Below are 21,757 nucleotides of genomic sequence, written 5' to 3' on the forward strand. Positions count from 1 at the left end.
GAAATGTCGGAGCGAACATTTTTGACTGTGCCAGAACACGTTGCCATCATCATGGATGGCAACGGCCGATGGGCAAAGCAGCGCGGACTTCCGCGGACGATGGGGCATCGAAAGGGCGTTGACGCCGTGCGCGAGGCAGTGCGCGCCGCGGGCGATGTGGGGATCAAATACCTCACTCTCTTCGCCTTTTCTTCGGAAAACTGGCGCCGCCCGGAAACGGAGGTCTCCGATCTCCTCGGATTGTTGAAGGCTTTCATTCGACGCGACTTGGCGGAACTCCATCGCCAGAACGTGCGCGTGAAAGTGATTGGCGACCGACACAGCCTGAAGAGCGATATCCTCGATCTTCTTGTGGACGCGGAAGAGACGACGAAGTCGAACACCGCGCTGACCCTCGTTATCGCCTTCAATTATGGTTCGCGTGACGAGATCGCCCGTGCAATGGCAAGTCTGGCACGTGATGTCGAGGCAGGACGACTCAGGGCGCAGGACATTTCTCCCGCACTTATCAACGCGCGGCTTGACACTGCAGGTATCCCAGATCCCGATCTGATCATCCGGACTAGCGGAGAGGAGCGCCTCTCCAACTTCCTACTCTGGCAGGCCGCTTACTCGGAGTTCATTTTTGTTCCTGAGTATTGGCCGGATTTCAGCCGGGAGATTTTCTACTCGGCGTTGGGGACTTTTGCGTCGCGCGACCGCCGCTTCGGTGGATTGGTGGCAAAGACGGCTGCGGCAGTGGGCACCTGATGCAGCAGGAGCTGAAGCTACGCATTGTCTCCGGAGTAATTCTCGCCGCCATTGTTCTGCTCGCCACATGGTACGGCGGAGTGGCCTTCAGGCTGCTGTCGGCATTGATCGGGCTGTTGATCTACTATGAATGGTCGACCATTACGAAGCTTGCCACGGAACGGCCGGTCGCCAATGTAATCGGTTGGGTAGGCCAGGCGGCGATCGCGGTGGCCGTCGTTGTCGGTACCTTGGGCTATTCCCTGCTACTCTTGGTGCTTTTCTTCCTGATTGCTGTCGGCTTCGTGTTTACGTCAGGCGTGTCGCGCTGGTTTCCCACGGGGATCGTGTACGCCGGTCTTACCGGAATTGCGCTTTCGAGCATTCGCGGTGCCGACAGCGTCGGGCTCGTTGCGATGCTCTTCGTATTTGCCGTCGTGTGGTCGACCGACATTCTTGCCTATTTTGTCGGCCGCGCAATCGGCGGCCCGAAACTGGCGCCGAAGATTTCTCCGGGAAAGACATGGTCCGGCGCCATTGGCGGCGCCGTCTCCGCGGTGATTGCCGGCAGCCTCGTTGCCTATTTTGCATTTCCGCAAAGCGTCGTGCTGGTGGCGCCGATCGCGTTCATCCTGTCGGTCTGCAGCCAGGCCGGCGATCTCTTCGAATCCTTCATCAAGCGCCGCTTCGGCGTCAAGGACTCGAGCCATCTGATCCCCGGCCATGGCGGCGTCATGGACCGTGTCGACGGGCTCATTTTTGCCTGCTTTGCGGCGTTCTTGCTAGCTGGGCTTTTTTCGCTGATAAAGGGCGGCGAAATAACGTCGCTCGGTGCAGCCCTGTTCGGCGTATAATGTCTGCAAAGGCTGGCGGAAAGATCAGATGCTTGGCTTGACCGGTATATTGGCGTTCCTGACGGGCTATATGGTGCCCTTCATCCTCGTCTTGTCGTTGCTCGTTTTCGTGCACGAGATGGGCCACTATCTGGTTGGGCGCTGGAGTGGCATTCGCGTATTGGCGTTCTCGATCGGCTTCGGTCCGGAATTGCTCGGCTTCACCGACAAGCATGGAACACGCTGGAAGCTTTCGCTGATACCGCTTGGCGGCTATGTCCGCTTTTTCGGCGACGAGGATGTATCGAGCAAGCCCGATGATGACAAGCTCGCGGCGATGTCGGAAGAAGATCGTGCGCGTTCATTCGCCGGCGCGAAGCTGTGGAAGCGCGCCGCGACCGTTGCCGCCGGCCCGATCGCCAATTTCATCCTCGCGATTGCGATTTTTGCGGTTCTTTTCTCGATCTACGGTCGATCGGTCGCCGATCCTGTTGTTGCAGAACTCAAGCCCGGCAGCGTTGCAGCCGAAGCAGGCGTGGTCCCGGGCGATCTGCTGATCGCCATCGATGGCACGAAGGTCGAGACTTTCGATGACGTCCGGCGCTACGTCAGTATTCGACCAGAGCAGCGGATCGTCGTGACGATTGAGCGCAACGGCGAGAAACTGGATGTGCCGATGGTGCCGGCCCGGACGGATATGACCGATCAGTTCGGCAACAAGATCGAGATCGGCCTTATCGGCATCGTTACGAACCAGGACGTCGGTCACTTCCGGGTGCAGACCTATTCGCCGCTGGAGGCGGTCAAGGAAGGCACGATCCAGACCTGGCACATCGTAACCGGCACCTTCAAGTATATCGGTAATCTGGTCTCCGGTTATATGAAGCCAGATCAGCTCGGCGGACCGATCCGCGTCGCGCAGGCTTCCGGCCAGATGGCGACGTTGGGCGTTGCAGCATTGCTGCAACTCGCTGCTGTCTTGTCGGTTTCCATCGGATTACTGAACCTGATGCCGGTTCCGGTACTTGATGGTGGCCATTTGATGTTCTATGCGATTGAAGCGGTGAGGGGAAAGCCGTTGGGTTCGTCTGCTCAGGACATTGCGTTCCGCATTGGCTTGGCGATGGTTTTGAGCTTGATGGTTTTTGCCACCTGGAACGATATAAGTGCTTTGATTGGCTGATTGCTGGACGAGGGAAAATTACCGTTTATTTACGATGTTTCAAAGCTGTAGTGGCGAATGCGTCACGCTTAGAAATGAAGTAAACAGAAATTAACTTGCTCCCTTGCTTGTATGTCAAAAGCGGGTAAAACGACACACGTGGCCGGAATCGGGGGACGCCTGGAGCCGGGGACGAGAAAAAAGGTAATGGGTGAAATGAAGGCTGGTTCAAGATTTTTGAACGCAGTATCGGCGGTTGCGCTGTCTGCAGGTATTGTTGCTTCGGGGGCAGGTGCAACGTTTTTCGTCTCGGCAACGACGGCAGAAGCTGCAGTCATTCAGCGCATTGATGTGCGCGGCGCAAGCCGTGTCGGCGCCGAAGCAGTGCGCTCCAACCTGACAATTCAGCCTGGCCAGAGCTTCTCCAACACCGATATCGATGACTCGGTGAAGCAACTCTACGACACCGGCTATTTCTCGGACGTCAAGATTTCCGTCTCGGGCAGCACGCTGGTTGTTGCCGTCCAGGAGGCGCAGCTCGTCAACCAGGTCGTCTTCAACGGCAACCGCAAGATCAAGGACGACAAGCTTGCTGCTGTCGTGAAGACGCACGCGGCCGGACCTTTTAACGACGCGCAGATCCAGTCGGACATTCAGGCGATCAAGGATGCGTACGCTGCAACCGGGCGCAGTGAGGTTCAGGTGACCACGCAAGTCGTGCCCCTCGGTGAGGGACGCGTAAATCTGGCTTTCGTCATCGACGAAGGTGATCGCACCAAGATTGCCGCTATTAATTTCGTTGGCAACAATGCCTACAGCTCCGGCCGTCTCTCCTCGGTCATCAACACGAAGCGCTCGAACTTCCTGTCGTTCCTGACCCGCAAGGACGTTTATAGCGAAGACAAGCTCCGTGCAGACGAAGAGGCGCTGCGGCAGTTCTACTACAATCGCGGCTATGCCGACTTCCGCATCATCTCTTCGGATGCGGCGTTCGACGAGACAACGAACAAGTACACGCTGACCTTCAACATCGAAGAAGGCCCGCGCTATGATTTTGGTGCCGTGACCGTGCAGTCGACTGTTCCCGGTATTGATTCGACGCAGCTTCAGGGGCTCGTCCGCACGCACGAAGGGCAGGTCTACAGCGCCAAGGAAGTTCAGAAGTCCATGGAAGCGATCTCCGATCAGGTCGCGTCCGCCGGCTATCCTTTTGCGCGCGTCACGCCGCGCGGCAACCGCGATCTGGGTAACAACACGATTGGCGTCGAATACCTGGTTGACCAGGGTGAGCGCGCCTATGTCGAGCGCATCGAAATCCGTGGTAACAGCCGTACGCGTGACTTTGTCATCCGTCGTGAGTTTGACATGAGCGAAGGCGACGCCTTCAATCAGCAGATGATTACGAGGGCCAAGCGCCGCCTCGAAGCTCTCGGTTATTTCTCGTCGGTCAATATCTCCACGCAGCCTGGCAGCTCGCCGGATCGCGTTGTTGTTGTCGTTGACGTGCAGGATCAGGCGACTGGCTCGTTCGGTATCGGCGCAGGCTATGCTGCCGGCGGCGACGGTCTGCTGCTCGAAGCATCTGTCGAGGAAAAGAACTTCCTGGGTCGCGGTCAGTACATCAAGGTTAGCGCCGGTGGCGGTCAAGAAGGCTCCCAGACCTATGGCTTGAACTTCACGGAGCCCTACTTCCTGGGCTATCGTTTGGCTGTCGGTTTCGATCTTAACCACAGTGAGACGTCGAGCAACGACAACTACGACTACGAGGAAAACAGCGGTGTACTGCGTGCGACGGCGCCGATCACGGAAGATCTGGCAACAACGTTCCGCTATAACTACAAGCAGATGAAGTACGATCCTTCGGGCTCGCTGAGCAATCTGTCGGCGCCATACCAGCATCTCGTCGAGGACAGTCCGTGGGTGAAGTCGTCCGTTTCGCAGACGCTGACCTACAACACACTTGACGACATGACGCTGCCTCGCGAAGGCATATATGCAAGCGCCACGCAGGAAATTGCTGGCTTGGGCGGTGACTCGGAGTTCTATAAGATCTACGGTAAGGCACGGTATTACCACCTGCTGGCGGATGATGCCGATATCATCGGTTCGGTTGCGGGTTCGGCGGGTTATGTCGTCGGTTTTGGCGACAACTTGAACGTCTTTGACCAGTTCACGCTGACCAACGGCGATATTCGCGGCTTCGAGAACAAGGGCATCGGCCCACGCATTGCCGGCGCAAACGACGACCCGCTCGGTGGGACGACCTATTTTACGGTGTCGGCTGAAGCGACCTTCCCACTCCCTGCGTTCCCGCGTGACTTCGGCTTGCGCGGCGCCGTGTTCGCCGATGCAGGTACGCTGTTTGGCAATGATGTCGATCCGCGTGGTGATAGTGTGAACGGCGTTGATGCATCGCTCCGGGCTTCTGTCGGTGTCGGTCTTATGTGGGCGTCGCCATTCGGTACACTGCGCGTCGACTACGCTATTCCGGTTCTCAAGGAAGACTTCGACAAGACTCAACACTTCAAGTTTGGCATAAACAACCAATTCTGATATCGGCAGTCCGGAACCGTAAAACCGAATTCCGTTCTGGAGATTTGCCGATGGAGCAAAATGATTTTTTTCTGCCCCATGATGGCGTGAAACTCTCGGAGTTGGCGCAATATCTTGGGGCAGAGCTTGCTGATCTCAAAACTGCAGATGTGCTGATCCGTTCCGTTTCGCCTGTTAGCCGGGCGAAGGCGGGGGATCTCTGTTACATCATGTCGAAGAAGAGCAAGGACGAGCTCGCGACGTGTGCGGCGTCTGCCGTGCTTTGCAGCGCCGGTCTGAGATCACTGGTGCCCGATCATCTGCCTGTTCTGATTTCGAAGAATGCTCATGCTGCTTTTGCCATGGCGGGGGGCTATCTCTATCCGAAGGCGCTGCGGCCTGGAGCACTGTTGTCGGAAGCTTCCGGTATCTCCGATCGTGCGATCGTTGATCCGACGGCCCGGCTCGAGGGCAGGGTTTCGGTCGAGCCATTCGCGGTCATCGGCGCGCATGCCGAAATCGGCGAGGGCACACACATCGGAGCGGGCGCCGTCATCGGACCGAACGTCAAGATCGGCCGTAATTGTACGATCGCGGCTGGCGCAAGCGTGCTGTGCGCACTCGTCGGTAACGGCGTTATCATTCACAACGGTGCGCGGATTGGCCAGGATGGCTTCGGTTATGCTCCAGGTCCGCGCGGGATGATCAAGATCGTGCAGATCGGTCGGGTCATCATTCAGGATCATGTCGAGATCGGCGCCAACACGTCGATCGATCGCGGGACGATGGATGATACGGTCGTCGGCGAAGGCACGAAGATCGACAATCAGGTACAGATCGGCCACAACGTCCGCATTGGACGCCATTGCGCCATCGTTTCCCAGGTCGGTATTGCCGGCAGCACGGTGCTTGGCGATGGCGTGCAGATCGGCGGTCAGGCCGGACTGAACGGACATATCAAAATCGGTGACGGAGTGCAGATCGCCGCGAAAAGCGGCGTGATCGGAGATATACCTGCCGGCGAACGTTACGGTGGTGTGCCCGCGCGTCCGATCCACGATTTTCTGCGAGAGACGGCAGCGATTTTGGCGCGATCAGCGGGCAGCAAGAAAACGGGAGAAAAGAATGACTGAGGAAGCCAAGACTTCGCTCTCTTCGGCAGATATCATTGAGATCATGAAGCTGCTGCCACATCGTTATCCGTTCCTGCTAGTGGACCGGATCATCAATATTGACGGCGACGAATCCGCGGTAGGCATCAAGAACGTGACCGCAAACGAACCGCATTTCACCGGTCACTTTCCCGAATCGCCAATCATGCCGGGTGTACTGCTCATCGAAGGCATGGCGCAGACGGCCGGAGCGATCTGCGCCAAGAAGCAAGACGAAACCGGGAATCTGGTCTACTTCATGACGATCGACAATGCGCGTTTCCGCAAGCCGGTCATTCCCGGCGATCGTGTCGAATATCACGTGAAGAAACAGAAGCAGCGCGGTAATATCTGGAAGTTCCATTGCGATGCTAAGGTTGATGGAGCGCTCGTCGCCGAAGCTGACATCGGGGCGATGATCGTTCGCAAGGATCAAGCATGAGCACCATAGCAGCCAGCGCCAGCATTCACGCCATGGCGGTCGTCGAAGACGGCGCCGTCGTCGGCGAGAACGTCAAGATCGGCCCTTTTTGCCACGTCGGGCCGAAGGTCGCGCTGGGCGATAATGTGGAACTGCTGGCGCATGCGGTTGTGGCCGGCAAGACGACGATCGGTAAGGGCTGCCGCATTTTTCCGATGGCCGTTATCGGTGGAGATCCTCAGAGCGTTCATCATGGCGGCGAAGAGACGACCTTGACGATCGGCGACAACTGCACGTTCCGCGAAGGCGTGACGGTAAACACGGGAACTGCCGATTTCGGTGGCCAGACGATTGTCGGCAATGACAATCTCTTCCTGGCGAATTCCCATATCGCCCATGATTGCCGGGTCGGAAACAATGTCATCATGTCCAACAATGTGATGCTCGCGGGCCACGTCACGATCGAGGATCGTGTCATTCTGGGTGGCGGCTGTGCCGTGCATCAGTTCACGCGCGTCGGCCGGCAGGCCTTTGTCGGTGGGCTCTCGGCTGTCAGTTATGATGTCATTCCCTATGGCATGCTCAATGGCAATCCCGGTCTTCTGAGCGGCCTGAACGTCGTTGGCATGACCCGCGCTGGTGTTGACCGGGCGACGATTCATGCCGTGCGGCGCGCCTACAAGGCGATCTTTGAAGGCGACGGTTCAATCCGTGACAACGCCGCCGCGATCCGGGATGAGTACGCCGATTGCGAACAGGTCATTCAGATTCTCGACTTTATCGCCGCGGAAAGCGATCGCGCTCTTTCCTCTCCGACCAGGGGACAGAAAGGGTGATGCTTGGCTCTCGCTGGTGACATGGCAAAAGGCCGCTTGGCTATCATCGCAGGCAGCGGCCTTCTACCGTCTCATGTCGCCACTGCGGCGCGGCAAGCAGGCGAGAACCCCTTCATCATCGCTCTGAAGGACGAGGCCGACCGTTCTTGGGAAGGCTTTGACCACGCCGTCATTGGCGTCGGCGATTTCGCCGCTCTCAACCGGATCTTTGAAAGCAACCGCATAGATCGCGTTGTCATGTCTGGTGGTGTACGCCGGCGCCCGGAGTGGCGCGAAGTTCGGCCGACACTGAAGACCCTCGCGAAATTGCCGTCGACAATCCGCACGCTGCTCGCTGGCGGCGACGATACGGTGCTGCGCATGGTCATCGCCCTGATCGAAGAGAATGGGCGCCGGGTTGTCGGCGCGCACGAGATCGCACCGGATCTGCTTGCCTGCGTCGGTCCATTGAGCGCAGTGCAGCCAAGCGCCGACGACACGAAGGACATAGTACGAGCAGCAGAAGCGGCGGATGCTCTCGGTAGGCTGGACGTTGGCCAGGGGTCGGTTTCAGTCGGTGGCCGTATCGTTGCGCTCGAGGGAGTGGAAGGCACAGACAGCATGCTAGAGCGTGTCGCGAACCTGCGGTCGGCCGGACGGATTTCCGCGCGCCGGCGCGGAGTGCTCGTGAAACTCTGCAAGCCTCAGCAGGATATCCGCGCGGACCTGCCGTCGATCGGTATTTCGACGATCGAGAACCTGCGCCAGGCGGGATTGGCCGGCGTGGCGATTGAGGCGGGTCGCTCGCTGATCCTGGAGCGTGACGCTGTCATAAAGGCTGCGGATGAGGCCGGTATCTTCGTGTGCGGACTGGATAGGGGATTGCCATCCTGGGGGCTAGCGTGAGCGAGGCTTCACTGAAAGTTGCCATTATTGTTGGAGAGGTTTCTGGCGACCTCCTGGGCGCGGACCTGATCGCCGCCTTGAAACGACAGTTTCCTGGCAGTGTGGAACTGATCGGCGTCGGTGGCGAAGGGCTGGAGGCGCAGGGCCTGCGCTCGCTTTTCGATTTCTCCGAACTGCAGGTCATGGGCATCACGCAGGTTCTATCGAAACTGCCACGGCTGGTTCGGCGTATTGGTGAGACTGCGACGACGATCATCGCCGCAAAGCCTGATGTGCTTATTATAGTCGATAGTCCCGACTTCACTCACAGGGTCGCAAAGCGCGTGCGAACGGCGCTGCCCGACCTGCCGGTTGTCAATTATGTTTGTCCCAGCGTATGGGCGTGGAAAGAATACCGCGCGCAGCGCATGCTCGCCTATGTCGACCAGGTGCTAGCGGTCTTGCCCTTTGAGCCGGAAGTGATGCGCAAGTTGGGCGGTCCGCCAACGACCTACGTCGGTCACCGTTTGACCGCCGATCCGAACCTGCTGGGAGCGCGACGCCAGCGCGAGCAGACGAAACCTCGAAACGAAACCGACCGCAAGACGGTGATGTTGCTGCCGGGTTCGCGCTCGTCCGAGATCATGAAGCTGCTGCCGCATTTTGGCGATGCCGTGAGCGAGCTGGTGGCCCGCAACGGAGATGTGCGCTTCGTTTTGCCGACCATGCCGCGACGCGAATCCATGATCCGTGATCTCGTCAAGGATTGGACGACCAAGCCCGAGATCGTGACGGGCGCGGAGGCGAAGTGGCAGGCATTCGCTGAAGCGGATGCGGCCATGGCCGCGTCCGGGACTGTCGTGCTCGAGCTGGCACTGACCGGTGTTCCCTGCATTTCGGCCTACAAGACGGACTGGATCATCAAGCTCATGACCAGCAAGATCAAAACGTGGAGCGCGGCTCTTCCGAACCTGATCGCCGACTACGCTATTGTACCCGAATATATCAATGACGTGGTCAGAGGCGGCAGCTTTGCACGCTGGATGGAGAAGCTTGCGGCAGACACCTTGCCGCGACGGGCGATGATGGAGGGGTTTGACGTTCTCTGGCAGAGGATGCAGACCGAAAAGCCGCCCGGAGAACACGCGGCAGAGATCGTTCTCGACGTCCTTCAAAAGAAAAAGCCCGGCCATTTCTGACCGGGCTTTTTGCAGACTGCTATCGCGGTTTAGCGCTTGGAGACCGGCAGGTAATCACGCTGCGGCTCGCCGATGTAGAGCTGGCGCGGGCGACCGATACGCTGTTCCGGATCTTCGATCATCTCGTTCCACTGGGCAATCCAGCCGACCGTGCGAGCGAGAGCAAACAGCACGGTGAACATGGTCGTGGGGAAGCCCAGAGCCTTCAGCGTGATGCCGGAGTAGAAGTCGATGTTCGGATAGAGCTTCTTCTCGATGAAGTATTCATCGGTCAGTGCAATGCGCTCGAGTTCCATCGCGACTTCGAGCAACGGATCGTCCTTGACGCCGAGTTCGCCGAGAACCTCATGCGTCGTCTTCTGCATGATCTTGGCGCGCGGATCGTAGTTCTTGTAGACGCGGTGACCGAAGCCCATCAGACGGAACGGATCGTTCTTGTCCTTGGCACGGGCAATGTATTCCGGAATACGGTCAACGGTGCCGATCTCGGTCAGCATGTTCAGCGCCGCTTCATTGGCGCCGCCGTGAGCCGGGCCCCACAGGCATGCTATGCCGGCCGCGATGCAGGCAAACGGGTTTGCGCCCGACGAGCCGGCGAGGCGCACGGTCGAGGTCGACGCGTTCTGCTCATGATCGGCGTGCAGGATGAAGATGCGGTCCATGGCGCGGGCCAGAACCGGATTGACCACATATTCCTCGCAGGGAACTGCGAAGCACATGCGCAGGAAGTTCGAGGCGTAGTCGAGATCGTTCTTCGGGTAAACGAAGGGCTGGCCGATGTGATACTTGTAGGCCATGGCAGCGAGCGTCGGCATCTTGGCGATCATCCGCAGGCTTGCGACCATGCGCTGATGCGGATCGGTGATGTCGGTGGAATCATGGTAGAAGGCCGACAACGCGCCGACGCAGCCGCACATGACGGCCATCGGATGCGCGTCGCGGCGGAAGCCCGTGAAGAACCGGCTCATCTGCTCATGCACCATCGTGTGATGCGTGACGCGATAGTCGAAATCCTTCTTCTGGGCAGCGGTCGGCAGTTCTCCGTAGAGAAGCAGGTAGCAGACCTCGAGGAAGTCGCCGTGCTCGGCAAGTTGCTCGATCGGATAACCGCGATGAAGCAATACGCCGGCATCACCATCGATATACGTGATTTTCGATTCACAGGATGCGGTCGAGGTGAAACCAGGATCGTACGTGAAGGAAGCCGTGTTCTTGTACAGGGCGCCGATATCGATGACATCAGGGCCAATCGTGCCGCTCTTGACGGCGAGATCGACTGATTTATCACCGATTTTCAGTGTTGCGCTTTGTTCCGTCATTCTGATCCTCCAAACTGGCGGTTGGCGCCATAAAAGCGCCATAGGGTTAAGCGTCGTCGACGATAGCTATATGATCGCGCGCCTAATGCCAAGTTACCGTGGTGCCATTTTGTGCATCGCAGTATCAACTTTTGGGCACTGCTGCGATGAACCCTGCGCATAGCAGAAGCTAATGATAATCCTTGGCTTTTCTGATTTCCGATTTTCCTTCAGATTTCAATCAATTACTGTTGCTTCAAGCCTCGAGAGCTTGCATTGTGGTTGCAAGGGCGGCTGTTTTTGGGCGCAGATGCATGCCGGGGTTGAAGCCATTTGAGGTAAGAAAGGCCGCCCCGGGCGCGGGTGCGCCTGCTCGTGCGGCAGAGCCTTATTTTCTCCGGCCTCAATCTACTCCCAAGCCTCCGCGCCTTCCGCACGCCATCACTCGTTTCCTGGCCAACGCGGGGTACGACCGCGACTCTCGGCTGCTCATCGTGGTTTCGACGCGCTGTGGCAACGGAGATGGAACATGGGCGGTTCGTCCTGTTTTCTCCGGTCTTCCTCGGGACTGGCGCCGTCCTCTAGTTTGAGTTCGCAAGTGATCCGCCAGCAATCCGCCTGGGAGCATAGATTGTCGCGTCGGCCCTGATTGCGCTGGCGGCAGGCCAAGGCCGCCCACTCATCCGAAATCTTGCGCAGGCAGGCGTATTGGGTGTTCTGGGAATGCTTTCCGCCCAGTTCGAAACGCGGAGCAAGGCGACCGTCATATTGGATTCATCTGTAGCTACGACGATTACGGGCCGCGTCGAGCGTCGGGAAGGCGATGGCCGTGGCCGCTGGCGCTACATCATCTCGCTCTCGCAGACGCAGTCGCCCGGGACATTGTCATTGCCGAGGACGGCAGCCTTGTCGAGATTGTCAAAGGGCAAGTCCTTGCACTAATCGACTCCATCCGACTGACTTCATCTTCGATCAATGGCGAAGGGCGCTCGCGGCGGACCTAGACCAGCCACCGCGATCATTGGACGGCGTCGGCCCTGTTCGGCAGCGGGATAATAAAGGTGAAGCTCAACGGCTCTCGGCAGCGGAACTGCGTAATGCTCGCAATGCGTTGCGTCAGGCTGCGATGGGCGCTGCGAATCGCTTCGTATGCCTGAAAGGCGCCTGGTGCACCGCCACGCATGATAGCGGCTACGTCCTGACAATCGTCGAAAACCCTGTGTACTTCGGCGCTGCGTGCGACACCGCCGATATCGTCGTAACGCCTGCTCGCCTGCGCGTGACGGAATGCCGGTCGGGCGCACTGCTATTCACCGGCGAAACCTCGCGCCGCTCGGGCCCCGCTGAGATACGGATAGACGACCAGGGAACACCCATCGTGACGACCTCGTATACCACGCATGATCGCCCCTGGATGCGGCATCGGGCATACAACTGTCGAAGCGGTACGTTTGACGACGAGCTGCCTGTCGTTAGTGATAACGGCGAATGAGGCCGACCAGCTTGCCCTGAACCTTGACGCGGTCGGGTCCGAAAATGCGCGTTTCATAAGCCGGGTTCGCGGCCTCAAGCGCAATGGAGGCGCCCTTGCGGCGGAAACGCTTGAGGGTCGCTTCCTCGTCATCGACGAGTGCGACAACGATGTCGCCGGCATTTGCCGTGCTGGCGTTGCGGATGATCACTGTGTCGCCGTCGAAGATGCCGGCTTCGATCATCGAGTCGCCCTTCACCTCAAGCGCATAGTGCTCGCCCGGGCCAAGCATGTCGGCCGGAACTGTAATGTCGTGGGTATTGTTCTGGATTGCTGAAATCGGCACGCCGGCAGCAATCCGCCCCATAACCGGTACGGAAGCCGAGCTGTCGTTGTCGGCATGTGCAGCCGGCTTCGGCGGCGCAACCGGCTGCGGCTTGCCGAGGCTGCCTTCGATGACGCTCGGCGAAAAGCCGCGGCGGGGCTGGAGGCTCGGATTATATGCCTCCGGCAGCTTGATGACCTCCAATGCGCGGGCCCGATTAGGCAGTCGGCGAATGAAGCCCCGTTCTTCGAGCGCAGTAATCAGCCGGTGGATGCCCGACTTGGACGCGAGATCCAAGGCGTCCTTCATTTCGTCGAAAGACGGAGGGACACCGGATTCCTTCATTCGCTCGTGAATGAAGAGAAGAAGCTCCTGTTGCTTGCGCGTCAGCATCGAAGTTGAACCCCAGAGTCGTGAAACAAAGCCAGAACAGACACTATATGTTCCATATGTGTTCCGCAAGTACCTAAATTTTCATAAAACTTGCCTGCAACTTGCTCAGTTTTTGCGTCGCATTTGAGTGAAAGCGTAGAAGGGGGTTGCATTGTTGCCTTGCCCGGCGCACATCTTCGCAAATTCCGGAGAGTTTGCCATGAGCGAAGCACATCCGCTGGACCACATCGTGCTGCCGGTCTCCAATATCGGACTTGCGCGCGAGCGCTTGGGAAAGCTGGGATTCACCGTCGCGCCCGATGCCCGGCATCCTTTTGGAACCGAGAACGCCTGCATATTCTTCGCCGACGAAACATACCTGGAACCCTTGGGCGTCGCCAACGCGGAGCTGCACGAGGCGTCGGCGAAGAAAGGCAATGTCTTCACTGCGCGTGACCGGGCTTTCCGATTTCGATGCGGGGATGATGGTTTCTCCGCGGTGGTCTTTGCGACCGCCGATGCTGATCGCGACCATGCCCGGTTCCTTGCCGAAAAGATCAATGGCGGCGAGATGCTGCAGTTCGAGCGGCCGATGAAGATGCCTGACGGCTCTCAGGCCACCGCTGCGTTCAAGCTCGCGTTCGCGGTCGATCTGCGGGCTCCGGATTTTTTCTTTTTCACGTGCCAACGCGTCAATCCGCTGCCGGCCGACCGTAGAGCGCTGCAAAAGCACGCAAATGGCGTGGGTGGGATCGCAGAGATCGTTCTTGGCGCGCCGGACCCAAAAGCATTTGCGCCATTTGTGCGTGCTGCGGCGCACGGCCTCCCGGTGACCAACGAGGCCTTTGGCGCGAGTGTGAAAACTCCGAACGCCAGAGTGAGCGTTCTCTCCCCAGATGGATTGGATGCCTACTTCGATATTCCGGCACCTTCAAATGATCGCGGCCTGCGTGGCGTCGCCATTGTCTTCAAGGTCAGTGATCTCGCCGTGACAGAAGCGCATTTGGCTGCTAACGGGATGACTTATACGCGCAAGAACAATCGAATTCTGGTGAAGGCGGCGCCCGGACAGGGCGCGCTCTTCGCCTTCGAGGAGAAACGATGAGCCAGACAAATTCCGAAGTCGTGATCGGCGAAGGCGCCGGCCGCGTCACCTTTTCGAATGCCGGCAAGCTGTCCCTGATTGCCGGGCCTTGCCAGATGGAGAGCCGCGACCATTCCTTCATGGTCGCCGGTGTATTGAAGGAACTCTGCGACAAGCTTGGTCTCGGCCTCGTCTATAAGTCCTCGTTCGACAAGGCGAACCGCACCTCGCTGTCGGCGCAGCGCGGCATAGGTCTTGAACAGGCGCTGGAGGTCTTTTCGGACCTCAAGAAGGAATACGGCTTTCCGGTTCTGACCGACATCCATACCGAGGAGCAGTGCGCCGAGGTGGCGACGGTCGTCGACGTCCTGCAGATCCCGGCCTTCCTGAGCCGTCAAACCGATCTGTTAGTGGCAGCCGCGAAGACCGGCCGAGCCGTTAACGTCAAGAAGGGACAGTTCCTGGCGCCTTGGGACATGAAGAACGTTCTCAACAAGCTGAACTCGACCGGAAACCCGAATATTCTGCTTTGCGAACGCGGCGCCTCGTTCGGCTACAACACACTCGTTTCCGACATGCGTTCGCTGCCAATCATGGCGGCGATGGGTGCTCCAGTCGTTTTCGATGCGACGCATTCGGTGCAGCAGCCGGGCGGGCAGGGCGGTTCGAGCGGCGGCCAGCGCGAATTCGTGGAGACGCTGGCACGGGCAGCCGTTGCGGTTGGCGTCGCCGGTGTCTTCGTAGAAACGCACGAAGATCCTGACAATGCGCCATCCGACGGGCCGAACATGGTCTATTTGAAGGATATGCCGCGGCTGCTCGAAAAGCTGCTGGCCTTCGACGTGATTGCAAAGGCCGCCTGAAACCGGCACACGGGTGTCGGCCGTCAACCGGCGAGCGCCATCCTTTTGTGGGAGGCATATCCCATGGTCGCGGACTTTCCCGTTTCGTCGAGACAGAAACGGGACAGCAGGTGATTGAGGTGCACCGCCTCGTCGCCCAGCTCTCGGCAGGCGGCGCTGGTTTGCTCGACCATCGCCGCGTTCTGCTGCGTGACGCTGTCCATCGTGTTGATGGCGGCATTGACTTCCAGGAGCGCGGTGGTTTGTTCGGAGGAAGAACGCACGATCCCCTCGATCAGCGCCGTGACCTTGAGAATCTGCTGATCGATATTGCTGAGCGCTTCGCCTGTGCGGTTGACAAGGCCGACGCCTGCTGAAACCTGGCTGGAAGAGGTCTCGATCAACTGTTTGATTTCTTTCGCCAGATTGGCGGAGCGACCGGCAAGGTCGCGCACTTCCTGTGCAACGACGGCAAAGCCCTTTCCGGCCTCACCTGCGCGGGCGGCCTCCACTCCGGCATTCAGTGCGAGGAGGTTGGTCTGGAAGGCGATTTCGTCGATGACGTTGATGATCTGGCCGATCTGTGCGGATGATGTCTCGATCTTCTCCATCGCGGCCACCGCCTCGTGCACGACGGTCGCCGAGTAGCTTGCGCTTTCCTTGGTCGCCGTCATCATCGCGTTCGCTTCGTTGGCCCGTTCCGATGAATTCTTGACGGTGACCGTGATCTGGTCGAGCGCCGAGGCTGCTTGCTCCAGTGAGGCGGCCTGATGTTCCGTTCGCCGGGCCAGATCATCCGTGCTCGACGCGATTTCGCTCGAGCCGGTCCCTACCGTATTCGTGACGGCTGAGATTTCTTTCATTGCGCAGGAAAGCGTACGGATGCTGGAGTTGAACTCCGCGCGCAGCTTTTCATAGGTCGCTTCGAAGGGCTCGCTGAGTTGGACAGAGAGGTCGCCGCCCGAAAGGCGCTCCAGACCGCGGCTCAGACTGGTGATGACGCGCTCGCGGGCAGCTTCCTCGTCTGCCTTGATGGCGGCGAGCGCCGCATCGCGCTGTGTCTGGACCTGGCGTTCGGCATCCTGGCGCTCACGGATATTGTTCCGTTCCTCGGCGGCTTCGCGGAACACGGTGACGGCGCGCGCCATCTCGCCGATTTCGTCGGCGCGGCGGCTGAAGGGCACTTCCTTCGAATAATCGCCGGCGGCAAGGATCGCCATATAGTCGCGCATTGCTGAGAGCGGCACGATAGCGCGTCGACGGAAGACGTAAAGGCCGCCGAGCAACAGGCAAAACGAGACAGCTGCTGCCGCGAGCGTGATGGTGGAGAGGATGCGGGTCTGTTCGGCGGCATCCTTTTCGGCAGCAGCCAGGAAGGCGTTCGCCATATCCACGAGCTTGTTGACGGCCTCTTCATGAATATGGAAATTCGTTGAAAGCTTCTCGAAAGCCGCCGGGATGACGGCGGCGTCGTTCTTGAGAATGGCTGGGGCGAGTTCTTCTGCCATCACCTTCCAGAACACGTCGCCTTTGACGAGGACATCGTTCAGGAGTTTTTCCTTGAGGTCGGCGCTGAGCGCTGTTTCCGACCAATATTTGCGGCGATCCTCATAGGCGGGCTTCAGGACAGTCTGGATGCGCTCGATATTCTTCCGCGCGACTTCAGGACGCTGCACCGCCTCAAGTGCAAGCATGTAGGATTCAACAATATAGAGAGGTGGCGGCAGGATATCGGCAACGAGATCCTTTCCGTAGACGATCTGCTTATACATCTCGCCGTTCACCCGCAGCTTGTTGAAGGCGTAATTCTGAATGCCGATCGAAGTGATCAATCCTGCGGTGACGACGGCCGCGAAGATGGCAAGGCTGCGAGCAATATTGAGTTTCATCCGGCGCCCCGTAAATTCTAACAGTGAACAGGTGTTGTTTATTGAAATGGCTTGGAGTTTGGAGGGAGTTTAGAATCCCTATAAACAGGCGGACTTGAACCGCATAAGGAAGTGCATCATGCAATACTACTTGCCGGAGGACAGCCAGTATTTCCTCATCGAGGATTAATTGTAATATTAATTGGTTACTGATCGATAAATTTGCAACCACATTGAATGTGGTGACTTGTTTTCAAAACCTGAAGTTTCGAAACACTGGAGCAGGGCAGCGGAAGGATGCCGTGACGCGCCTGTTCAAAAGCCTGACATATTCGCGCGATAGGTCCGTGACGTGCCGTGTGTCGTCGGTGTGGCATTGTAATTTGCGTGCCTTCGATTAAACAGGCTTCGAACGATTTATCCACCCTCGAGCAGGAAGAGCCGATGACCGCAATTACCGACATTATCGCCCGCGAGATTCTCGACAGCCGTGGCAACCCGACCGTCGAAGTCGATGTCTATCTCGAAGATGGCAGCATGGGCCGCGCGGCGGTGCCGTCGGGCGCTTCGACCGGTGCTCACGAAGCCGTCGAAGTGCGTGATGGCGGCAAGCGCTATCTCGGCAAGGGTGTTGAAAAGGCCGTCGAAGCCGCCAACACGGAAATCTTCGACGCGATCGGTGGCATCGACGCCGAAAACCAGATCCAGATTGACAACATCATGATCGAGCTGGACGGCACACCGAACAAGTCGCGTCTCGGTGCCAACGCCATCCTCGGCGTGTCGCTCGCCGTTGCCAAGGCGGCTGCTCAGGCTTCCGGCCTGCCGCTTTACCGCTATGTCGGCGGTGCGAGCGCCCATCTTCTGCCGGTTCCGATGATGAACATCATCAACGGTGGTGCGCATGCGGACAATCCGATCGACTTCCAGGAATTCATGATCCTTCCGGTCGGCGCCGATTCCATCCGCGAGGCCGTCCGCATGGGCTCGGAAGTCTTCCACGTCCTTAAGAAGGAATTGTCGGCTCAGGGTCACAACACCAACGTCGGCGACGAAGGTGGCTTCGCGCCGGGCTTGAAGAGCGCGCCTGAAGCCCTCGACTTCATCATGAAGTCCATCGAGAAAGCCGGCTACAAGCCGGGCGACGACATCAGCCTCGGCCTCGACTGCGCCTCGACGGAATTTTTCAAGGACGGCAAGTACGTCCTCGAAGGCGAAGGTCGCACGCTGGAATCGGGTGCTATGGCCGAATATCTTGCACAGCTCGCGGCCCAGTACCCTATCATCTCGATCGAAGACGGCATGGCCGAAGATGATTGGGACGGCTGGAAGGCTCTGACGGATCTGGCCGGAAAGAAGGTTCAGCTGGTCGGCGACGATCTCTTCGTCACCAACTCGGCCCGTCTTCGCGACGGTATCCGCATGGGAGTTGCCAACTCGATCCTCGTCAAGGTCAACCAGATCGGCTCGCTGACGGAAACCCTCGACGCCGTCAACACTGCCCACAAGGCTGCCTACACCGCGGTCATGTCGCACCGCTCGGGCGAAACCGAAGATTCGACGATTGCCGATCTGGCCGTTGCCACCAACTGCGGTCAGATCAAGACCGGTTCGCTATCGCGTTCGGATCGTCTTGCCAAGTACAACCAGCTGATCCGCATCGAAGAAGGCCTCGGCCCGCAGGCCCGCTATGCCGGCCGTTCGATCATCCGCGGCTAATCGCATCTGATTTCAACGACTTCGAACCCGCGTCCCAAAGGCGCGGGTTTTTTCTTGCTTGATTTTTCATAGTCAACGGACAGTTAATCTCTGCCCGGTAGTCTTGGACGCATCGAGGTAATGCGTTCGAGCGTGCGTTTATGTGGACAAAGCATCACAAAAAGAAAAAGATCGGTCGTTTCGTCGTTCCGGCGATGACGGTCGCGTTTCTCTCCTACTTCGGCTATCATTGCATCCACGGTGATTACGGTCTGCGGGCAACCGAGGGGTTCGAGCGCCAGCGGATAGCGCGCGAAAGGGAGTTGGCGGTTCTGAAGGGCAAGCGCGAGCATCTCGAAAAGCAGGTCGCGCTGCTGAGCGACGGTTCGATGGACAAGGATATGCTGGACGAGAAAGCGCGTCTTCAGCTGAATGTTTCTCGTGCCGACGAGATCGTCATATTCAATCACTATTCCAATTAACCGAAATTCAGTTAACTGAAATAAAGTCTTGTTTATCAGTAGTTTACTGATGAATACGAGCCATGCATTTATGGCATTGCTGCGGCGAAATTTCTTCCCTATGGTACGCGCCACCAAAGAACCGACAAACCCGTAGGGAGGGGTGAATGGCGCCGCGAAAAACCGCGACCGTTTCCAGCCGTAAAACTAGCGCAAAGCCGGCAAACAAGGCATCCAATGGTGGTCCTGTTGCTGATTTTACGCGCGATGAGGAGCTCAAGGCCTATCGCGAGATGCTGTTGATCCGCCGCTTCGAGGAGAAGGCCGGACAGCTTTACGGCATGGGCTTCATTGGTGGTTTCTGTCACCTTTACATTGGCCAGGAAGCTGTGGTCGTCGGCATGCAGATGGCGCAGAAGGAAGGCGATCAGGTTATCACCGCCTATCGCGATCACGGCCATATGCTGGCAACCGGCATGAGCGCGCGTGGCGTCATGGCCGAGCTGACCGGGCGCCGTAGCGGTTATTCGCGCGGCAAGGGCGGCTCGATGCACATGTTCTCCAAGGAGAAGCATTTCTACGGGGGGCACGGCATCGTCGGTGCCCAGGTTTCGCTCGGAACCGGCCTTGCCTTCGCCAACCGCTATCGCGGCAATGACAGTGTCTCCGTCGCCTACTTCGGTGATGGTGCCGCCAATCAGGGCCAGGTCTACGAGAGCTTCAATATGGCCGCTCTCTGGAAGCTGCCGATCATCTACATCGTCGAGAACAACCGCTATGCCATGGGAACCTCGACCGCGCGTGCTACCGCGCAGTCGAACTACTCCCTCCGTGGCTCCGGTTTCGGCATTCCCGGCATCCAGGTCGATGGTATGGATGTCCGCGCGGTCAAGGCTGCAGCTGACGAAGCCCTCGAGCATTGCCGCTCCGGCAAAGGCCCGATCATTCTCGAAATGTTGACCTACCGCTATCGCGGCCACTCGATGTCGGACCCGGCGAAGTACCGCACCAAGGAAGAAGTGCAGAAGATGCGCTCCGAGCAGGATCCGATCGAACAGGTGCGTGCGCGTCTGCTCGAAAAGGCCTGGGCCTCGGAAGACGATCTGAAGGCGATCGACAAGGACGTGCGCGATGTCGTTGCTGATAGCGCCGACTTCGCCCAGTCCGATCCGGAGCCGGATGCATCCGAGCTCTACACTGACATTCTGCTCTAATCGGGGAGGGACGACCCATGCCAATCGATATTCTCATGCCCGCCCTCTCTCCGACGATGGAAGAAGGCACGCTTTCCAAGTGGCTCAAGCAGGAAGGCGACACCGTCAAATCAGGTGACGTCATTGCCGAGATCGAAACCGACAAGGCGACGATGGAAGTCGAAGCCGTTGATGAAGGCGTCATAGGTAAGCTGCTGGTGCCGGCCGGTACCGAAAATGTGAAGGTTAACGCCAAGATCGCGGTCCTGCTGCAGGACGGCGAATTGGCCTCCGACATCTCCGCCGCACCCGCCGCGCAGCCCGCTCCGGCGGTCGCCGCCCTGCAGACGGAAGAAAAGCCGGCGCCCGCTGCTCCGGTTCCAGCAGAGCCGAAGGCTGCCGTGCCGAATGATCCCGAAATTCCGGCAGGCACCGAAATGGTCTCCATGACCGTCCGCGAAGCGCTTCGCGATGCCATGGCCGAAGAAATGCGCGCTGACGACAGCGTCTTCGTTATGGGCGAAGAGGTTGCCGAATACCAGGGCGCCTACAAGGTCACCCAGGGTCTTCTGCAGGAATTCGGCGCGCGGCGCGTCATCGATACGCCGATCACCGAGCACGGCTTTGCCGGCGTCGGCGTTGGTGCTGCGATGGCCGGCCTGAAGCCGATCGTCGAGTTCATGACCTTCAACTTCGCTATGCAGGCGATCGACCAGATCATCAACTCCGCTGCCAAGACACTCTATATGTCGGGCGGCCAGATGGGCGCTCCGATCGTCTTCCGCGGCCCGAACGGTGCAGCTGCCCGCGTCGGTGCCCAGCACAGTCAGGATTACGCGTCCTGGTACAGCCAGATCCCGGGCCTCAAGGTCGTCATGCCCTATACGGCATCCGACGCCAAGGGCCTGCTGAAGGCTGCGATCCGCGATCCGAACCCGGTCGTCTTCCTCGAAAACGAAATTCTCTACGGTCAGCACTTCGATGTGCCGAAGATGGACAATTTCGTTCTGCCGATCGGCAAGGCCCGCATCCATCGTCCCGGCAAGGACGTGACGATCGTCTCCTTCGGTATCGGCATGACCTATGCGGTCAAGGCTGTCGCGGAACTCGAAAAGATCGGCATCGACGCCGAACTGATCGATCTGCGCACGCTGCGCCCGATGGACCTTCCGACGGTCATCGAATCGGTTAAGAAAACAGGCCGCTTGGTCACCGTTGAGGAAGGCTATCCGCAGAACTGCGTCGGCACGGAAATCGCCACCCGCGTCATGCAGCAGGCCTTCGATTACCTCGATGCGCCAATCCTGACGATTGCCGGTAAGGACGTCCCGATGCCTTACGCTGCCAACCTCGAGAAGCTTGCGCTTCCGAATGTCGGTGAAGTCGTCGATGCCGTGAAGGCTGTTTGCTACAAATAA

At 58.6% G+C, this 21,757-nt stretch carries 19 protein-coding genes; 16 read left to right on the forward strand and 3 right to left on the reverse strand.

Going from position 1 to position 21,757, the window contains the following annotated elements:
* Nucleotides 1-3: 3 nt before the first annotated feature.
* From PMI09_RS07205 to lpxB, 9 genes are all read left to right on the forward strand, one after another.
* Complete coding sequence (locus PMI09_RS07205; protein WP_007790372.1) at nucleotides 4-750, forward strand: isoprenyl transferase; 747 nt, start codon at nucleotides 4-6, stop codon at nucleotides 748-750.
* Nucleotides 750-1,583 (forward strand): phosphatidate cytidylyltransferase, encoded by an 834-nt coding sequence (locus PMI09_RS07210; protein ID WP_007790374.1) that lies wholly within the window; start codon nucleotides 750-752, stop codon nucleotides 1,581-1,583. Before PMI09_RS07205 ends, PMI09_RS07210 begins: the two co-directional genes overlap by 1 nt.
* A 28-nt stretch (nucleotides 1,584-1,611) precedes the next feature.
* Nucleotides 1,612-2,745 (forward strand): RIP metalloprotease RseP, encoded by a 1,134-nt coding sequence (gene rseP, locus PMI09_RS07215; protein WP_007790378.1) that lies wholly within the window; start codon nucleotides 1,612-1,614, stop codon nucleotides 2,743-2,745.
* Nucleotides 2,746-2,940: 195 nt separating this feature from the next.
* A complete protein-coding gene (bamA, locus tag PMI09_RS07220; RefSeq protein ID WP_037082170.1) occupies nucleotides 2,941-5,277 on the forward strand; it encodes an outer membrane protein assembly factor BamA in 2,337 nt (778 codons plus the stop codon).
* A gap of 50 nt (nucleotides 5,278-5,327) precedes the next feature.
* Nucleotides 5,328-6,389, forward strand: a complete 1,062-nt coding sequence (gene lpxD, locus PMI09_RS07225) for a UDP-3-O-(3-hydroxymyristoyl)glucosamine N-acyltransferase (RefSeq protein ID WP_007790382.1) — start codon at nucleotides 5,328-5,330, stop codon at nucleotides 6,387-6,389.
* On the forward strand, nucleotides 6,382-6,849 hold the full coding sequence (fabZ, locus tag PMI09_RS07230) for a 3-hydroxyacyl-ACP dehydratase FabZ (protein ID WP_007790385.1): 468 nt from the start codon (nucleotides 6,382-6,384) through the stop codon (nucleotides 6,847-6,849). Before lpxD ends, fabZ begins: the two co-directional genes overlap by 8 nt.
* Nucleotides 6,846-7,664 (forward strand): acyl-ACP--UDP-N-acetylglucosamine O-acyltransferase, encoded by an 819-nt coding sequence (gene lpxA, locus PMI09_RS07235; protein WP_007790386.1) that lies wholly within the window; start codon nucleotides 6,846-6,848, stop codon nucleotides 7,662-7,664. Before fabZ ends, lpxA begins: the two co-directional genes overlap by 4 nt.
* 3 nt (nucleotides 7,665-7,667) lie before the next feature.
* The gene (locus PMI09_RS07240; RefSeq protein ID WP_007790388.1) at nucleotides 7,668-8,549 is read left to right on the forward strand and encodes an LpxI family protein; all 882 of its coding nucleotides are present in this window, start codon (nucleotides 7,668-7,670) and stop codon (nucleotides 8,547-8,549) included.
* Nucleotides 8,546-9,727 (forward strand): lipid-A-disaccharide synthase, encoded by a 1,182-nt coding sequence (gene lpxB, locus PMI09_RS07245; protein ID WP_007790394.1) that lies wholly within the window; start codon nucleotides 8,546-8,548, stop codon nucleotides 9,725-9,727. Before PMI09_RS07240 ends, lpxB begins: the two co-directional genes overlap by 4 nt.
* A 29-nt stretch (nucleotides 9,728-9,756) precedes the next feature.
* On the opposite strand, the gene gltA is transcribed toward lpxB, so the two are convergent.
* On the reverse strand, nucleotides 9,757-11,046 hold the full coding sequence (gene gltA / locus PMI09_RS07250) for a citrate synthase (RefSeq protein ID WP_007790396.1): 1,290 nt from the start codon (nucleotides 11,044-11,046) through the stop codon (nucleotides 9,757-9,759).
* 1,105 nt (nucleotides 11,047-12,151) lie between these two features.
* Here gltA and PMI09_RS07255 point away from each other — a divergent pair.
* Nucleotides 12,152-12,517, forward strand: a complete 366-nt coding sequence (locus PMI09_RS07255; protein WP_007790399.1) for a hypothetical protein — start codon at nucleotides 12,152-12,154, stop codon at nucleotides 12,515-12,517.
* On the opposite strand, the gene lexA is transcribed toward PMI09_RS07255, so the two are convergent.
* Nucleotides 12,498-13,214, reverse strand: coding sequence for a transcriptional repressor LexA (lexA, locus tag PMI09_RS07260; protein ID WP_007790400.1), 717 nt, complete (start codon nucleotides 13,212-13,214; stop codon nucleotides 12,498-12,500). The two genes, PMI09_RS07255 and lexA, sit on opposite strands and share 20 nt — an antisense overlap.
* A 199-nt stretch (nucleotides 13,215-13,413) precedes the next feature.
* Between lexA and PMI09_RS07265 the strand changes: the two genes are divergently transcribed.
* Both PMI09_RS07265 and kdsA read left to right on the forward strand, forming a co-directional pair.
* On the forward strand, nucleotides 13,414-14,298 hold the full coding sequence (locus tag PMI09_RS07265) for a VOC family protein (protein ID WP_007790401.1): 885 nt from the start codon (nucleotides 13,414-13,416) through the stop codon (nucleotides 14,296-14,298).
* On the forward strand, nucleotides 14,295-15,140 hold the full coding sequence (gene kdsA / locus PMI09_RS07270) for a 3-deoxy-8-phosphooctulonate synthase (RefSeq protein ID WP_007790402.1): 846 nt from the start codon (nucleotides 14,295-14,297) through the stop codon (nucleotides 15,138-15,140). The genes PMI09_RS07265 and kdsA overlap by 4 nt, the downstream gene beginning before the upstream one ends.
* Before the next feature lie 23 nt (nucleotides 15,141-15,163).
* On the opposite strand, the gene PMI09_RS07275 is transcribed toward kdsA, so the two are convergent.
* Entirely contained in the window at nucleotides 15,164-17,008 is a 1,845-nt protein-coding gene (locus PMI09_RS07275) for a methyl-accepting chemotaxis protein (RefSeq protein WP_007790405.1), read from the reverse strand.
* A gap of 423 nt (nucleotides 17,009-17,431) precedes the next feature.
* Between PMI09_RS07275 and eno the strand changes: the two genes are divergently transcribed.
* The 4 genes from eno (at nucleotide 17,432) to PMI09_RS07295 (ending at nucleotide 21,757) form a co-directional block, all read left to right on the forward strand.
* A complete protein-coding gene (eno, locus tag PMI09_RS07280; RefSeq protein WP_007790407.1) occupies nucleotides 17,432-18,706 on the forward strand; it encodes a phosphopyruvate hydratase in 1,275 nt (424 codons plus the stop codon).
* Between the two features lie 140 nt (nucleotides 18,707-18,846).
* A complete protein-coding gene (locus PMI09_RS07285) occupies nucleotides 18,847-19,167 on the forward strand; it encodes an FtsB family cell division protein (RefSeq protein ID WP_007532419.1) in 321 nt (106 codons plus the stop codon).
* 146 nt (nucleotides 19,168-19,313) lie between these two features.
* On the forward strand, nucleotides 19,314-20,360 hold the full coding sequence (pdhA, locus tag PMI09_RS07290; RefSeq protein ID WP_007790411.1) for a pyruvate dehydrogenase (acetyl-transferring) E1 component subunit alpha: 1,047 nt from the start codon (nucleotides 19,314-19,316) through the stop codon (nucleotides 20,358-20,360).
* Nucleotides 20,361-20,377: 17 nt separating this feature from the next.
* Complete coding sequence (locus PMI09_RS07295) at nucleotides 20,378-21,757, forward strand: pyruvate dehydrogenase complex E1 component subunit beta (RefSeq protein WP_007790413.1); 1,380 nt, start codon at nucleotides 20,378-20,380, stop codon at nucleotides 21,755-21,757.

The organism is Rhizobium sp. CF122, assembly GCF_000282035.1.
Taxonomy (GTDB): domain Bacteria; phylum Pseudomonadota; class Alphaproteobacteria; order Rhizobiales; family Rhizobiaceae; genus Rhizobium.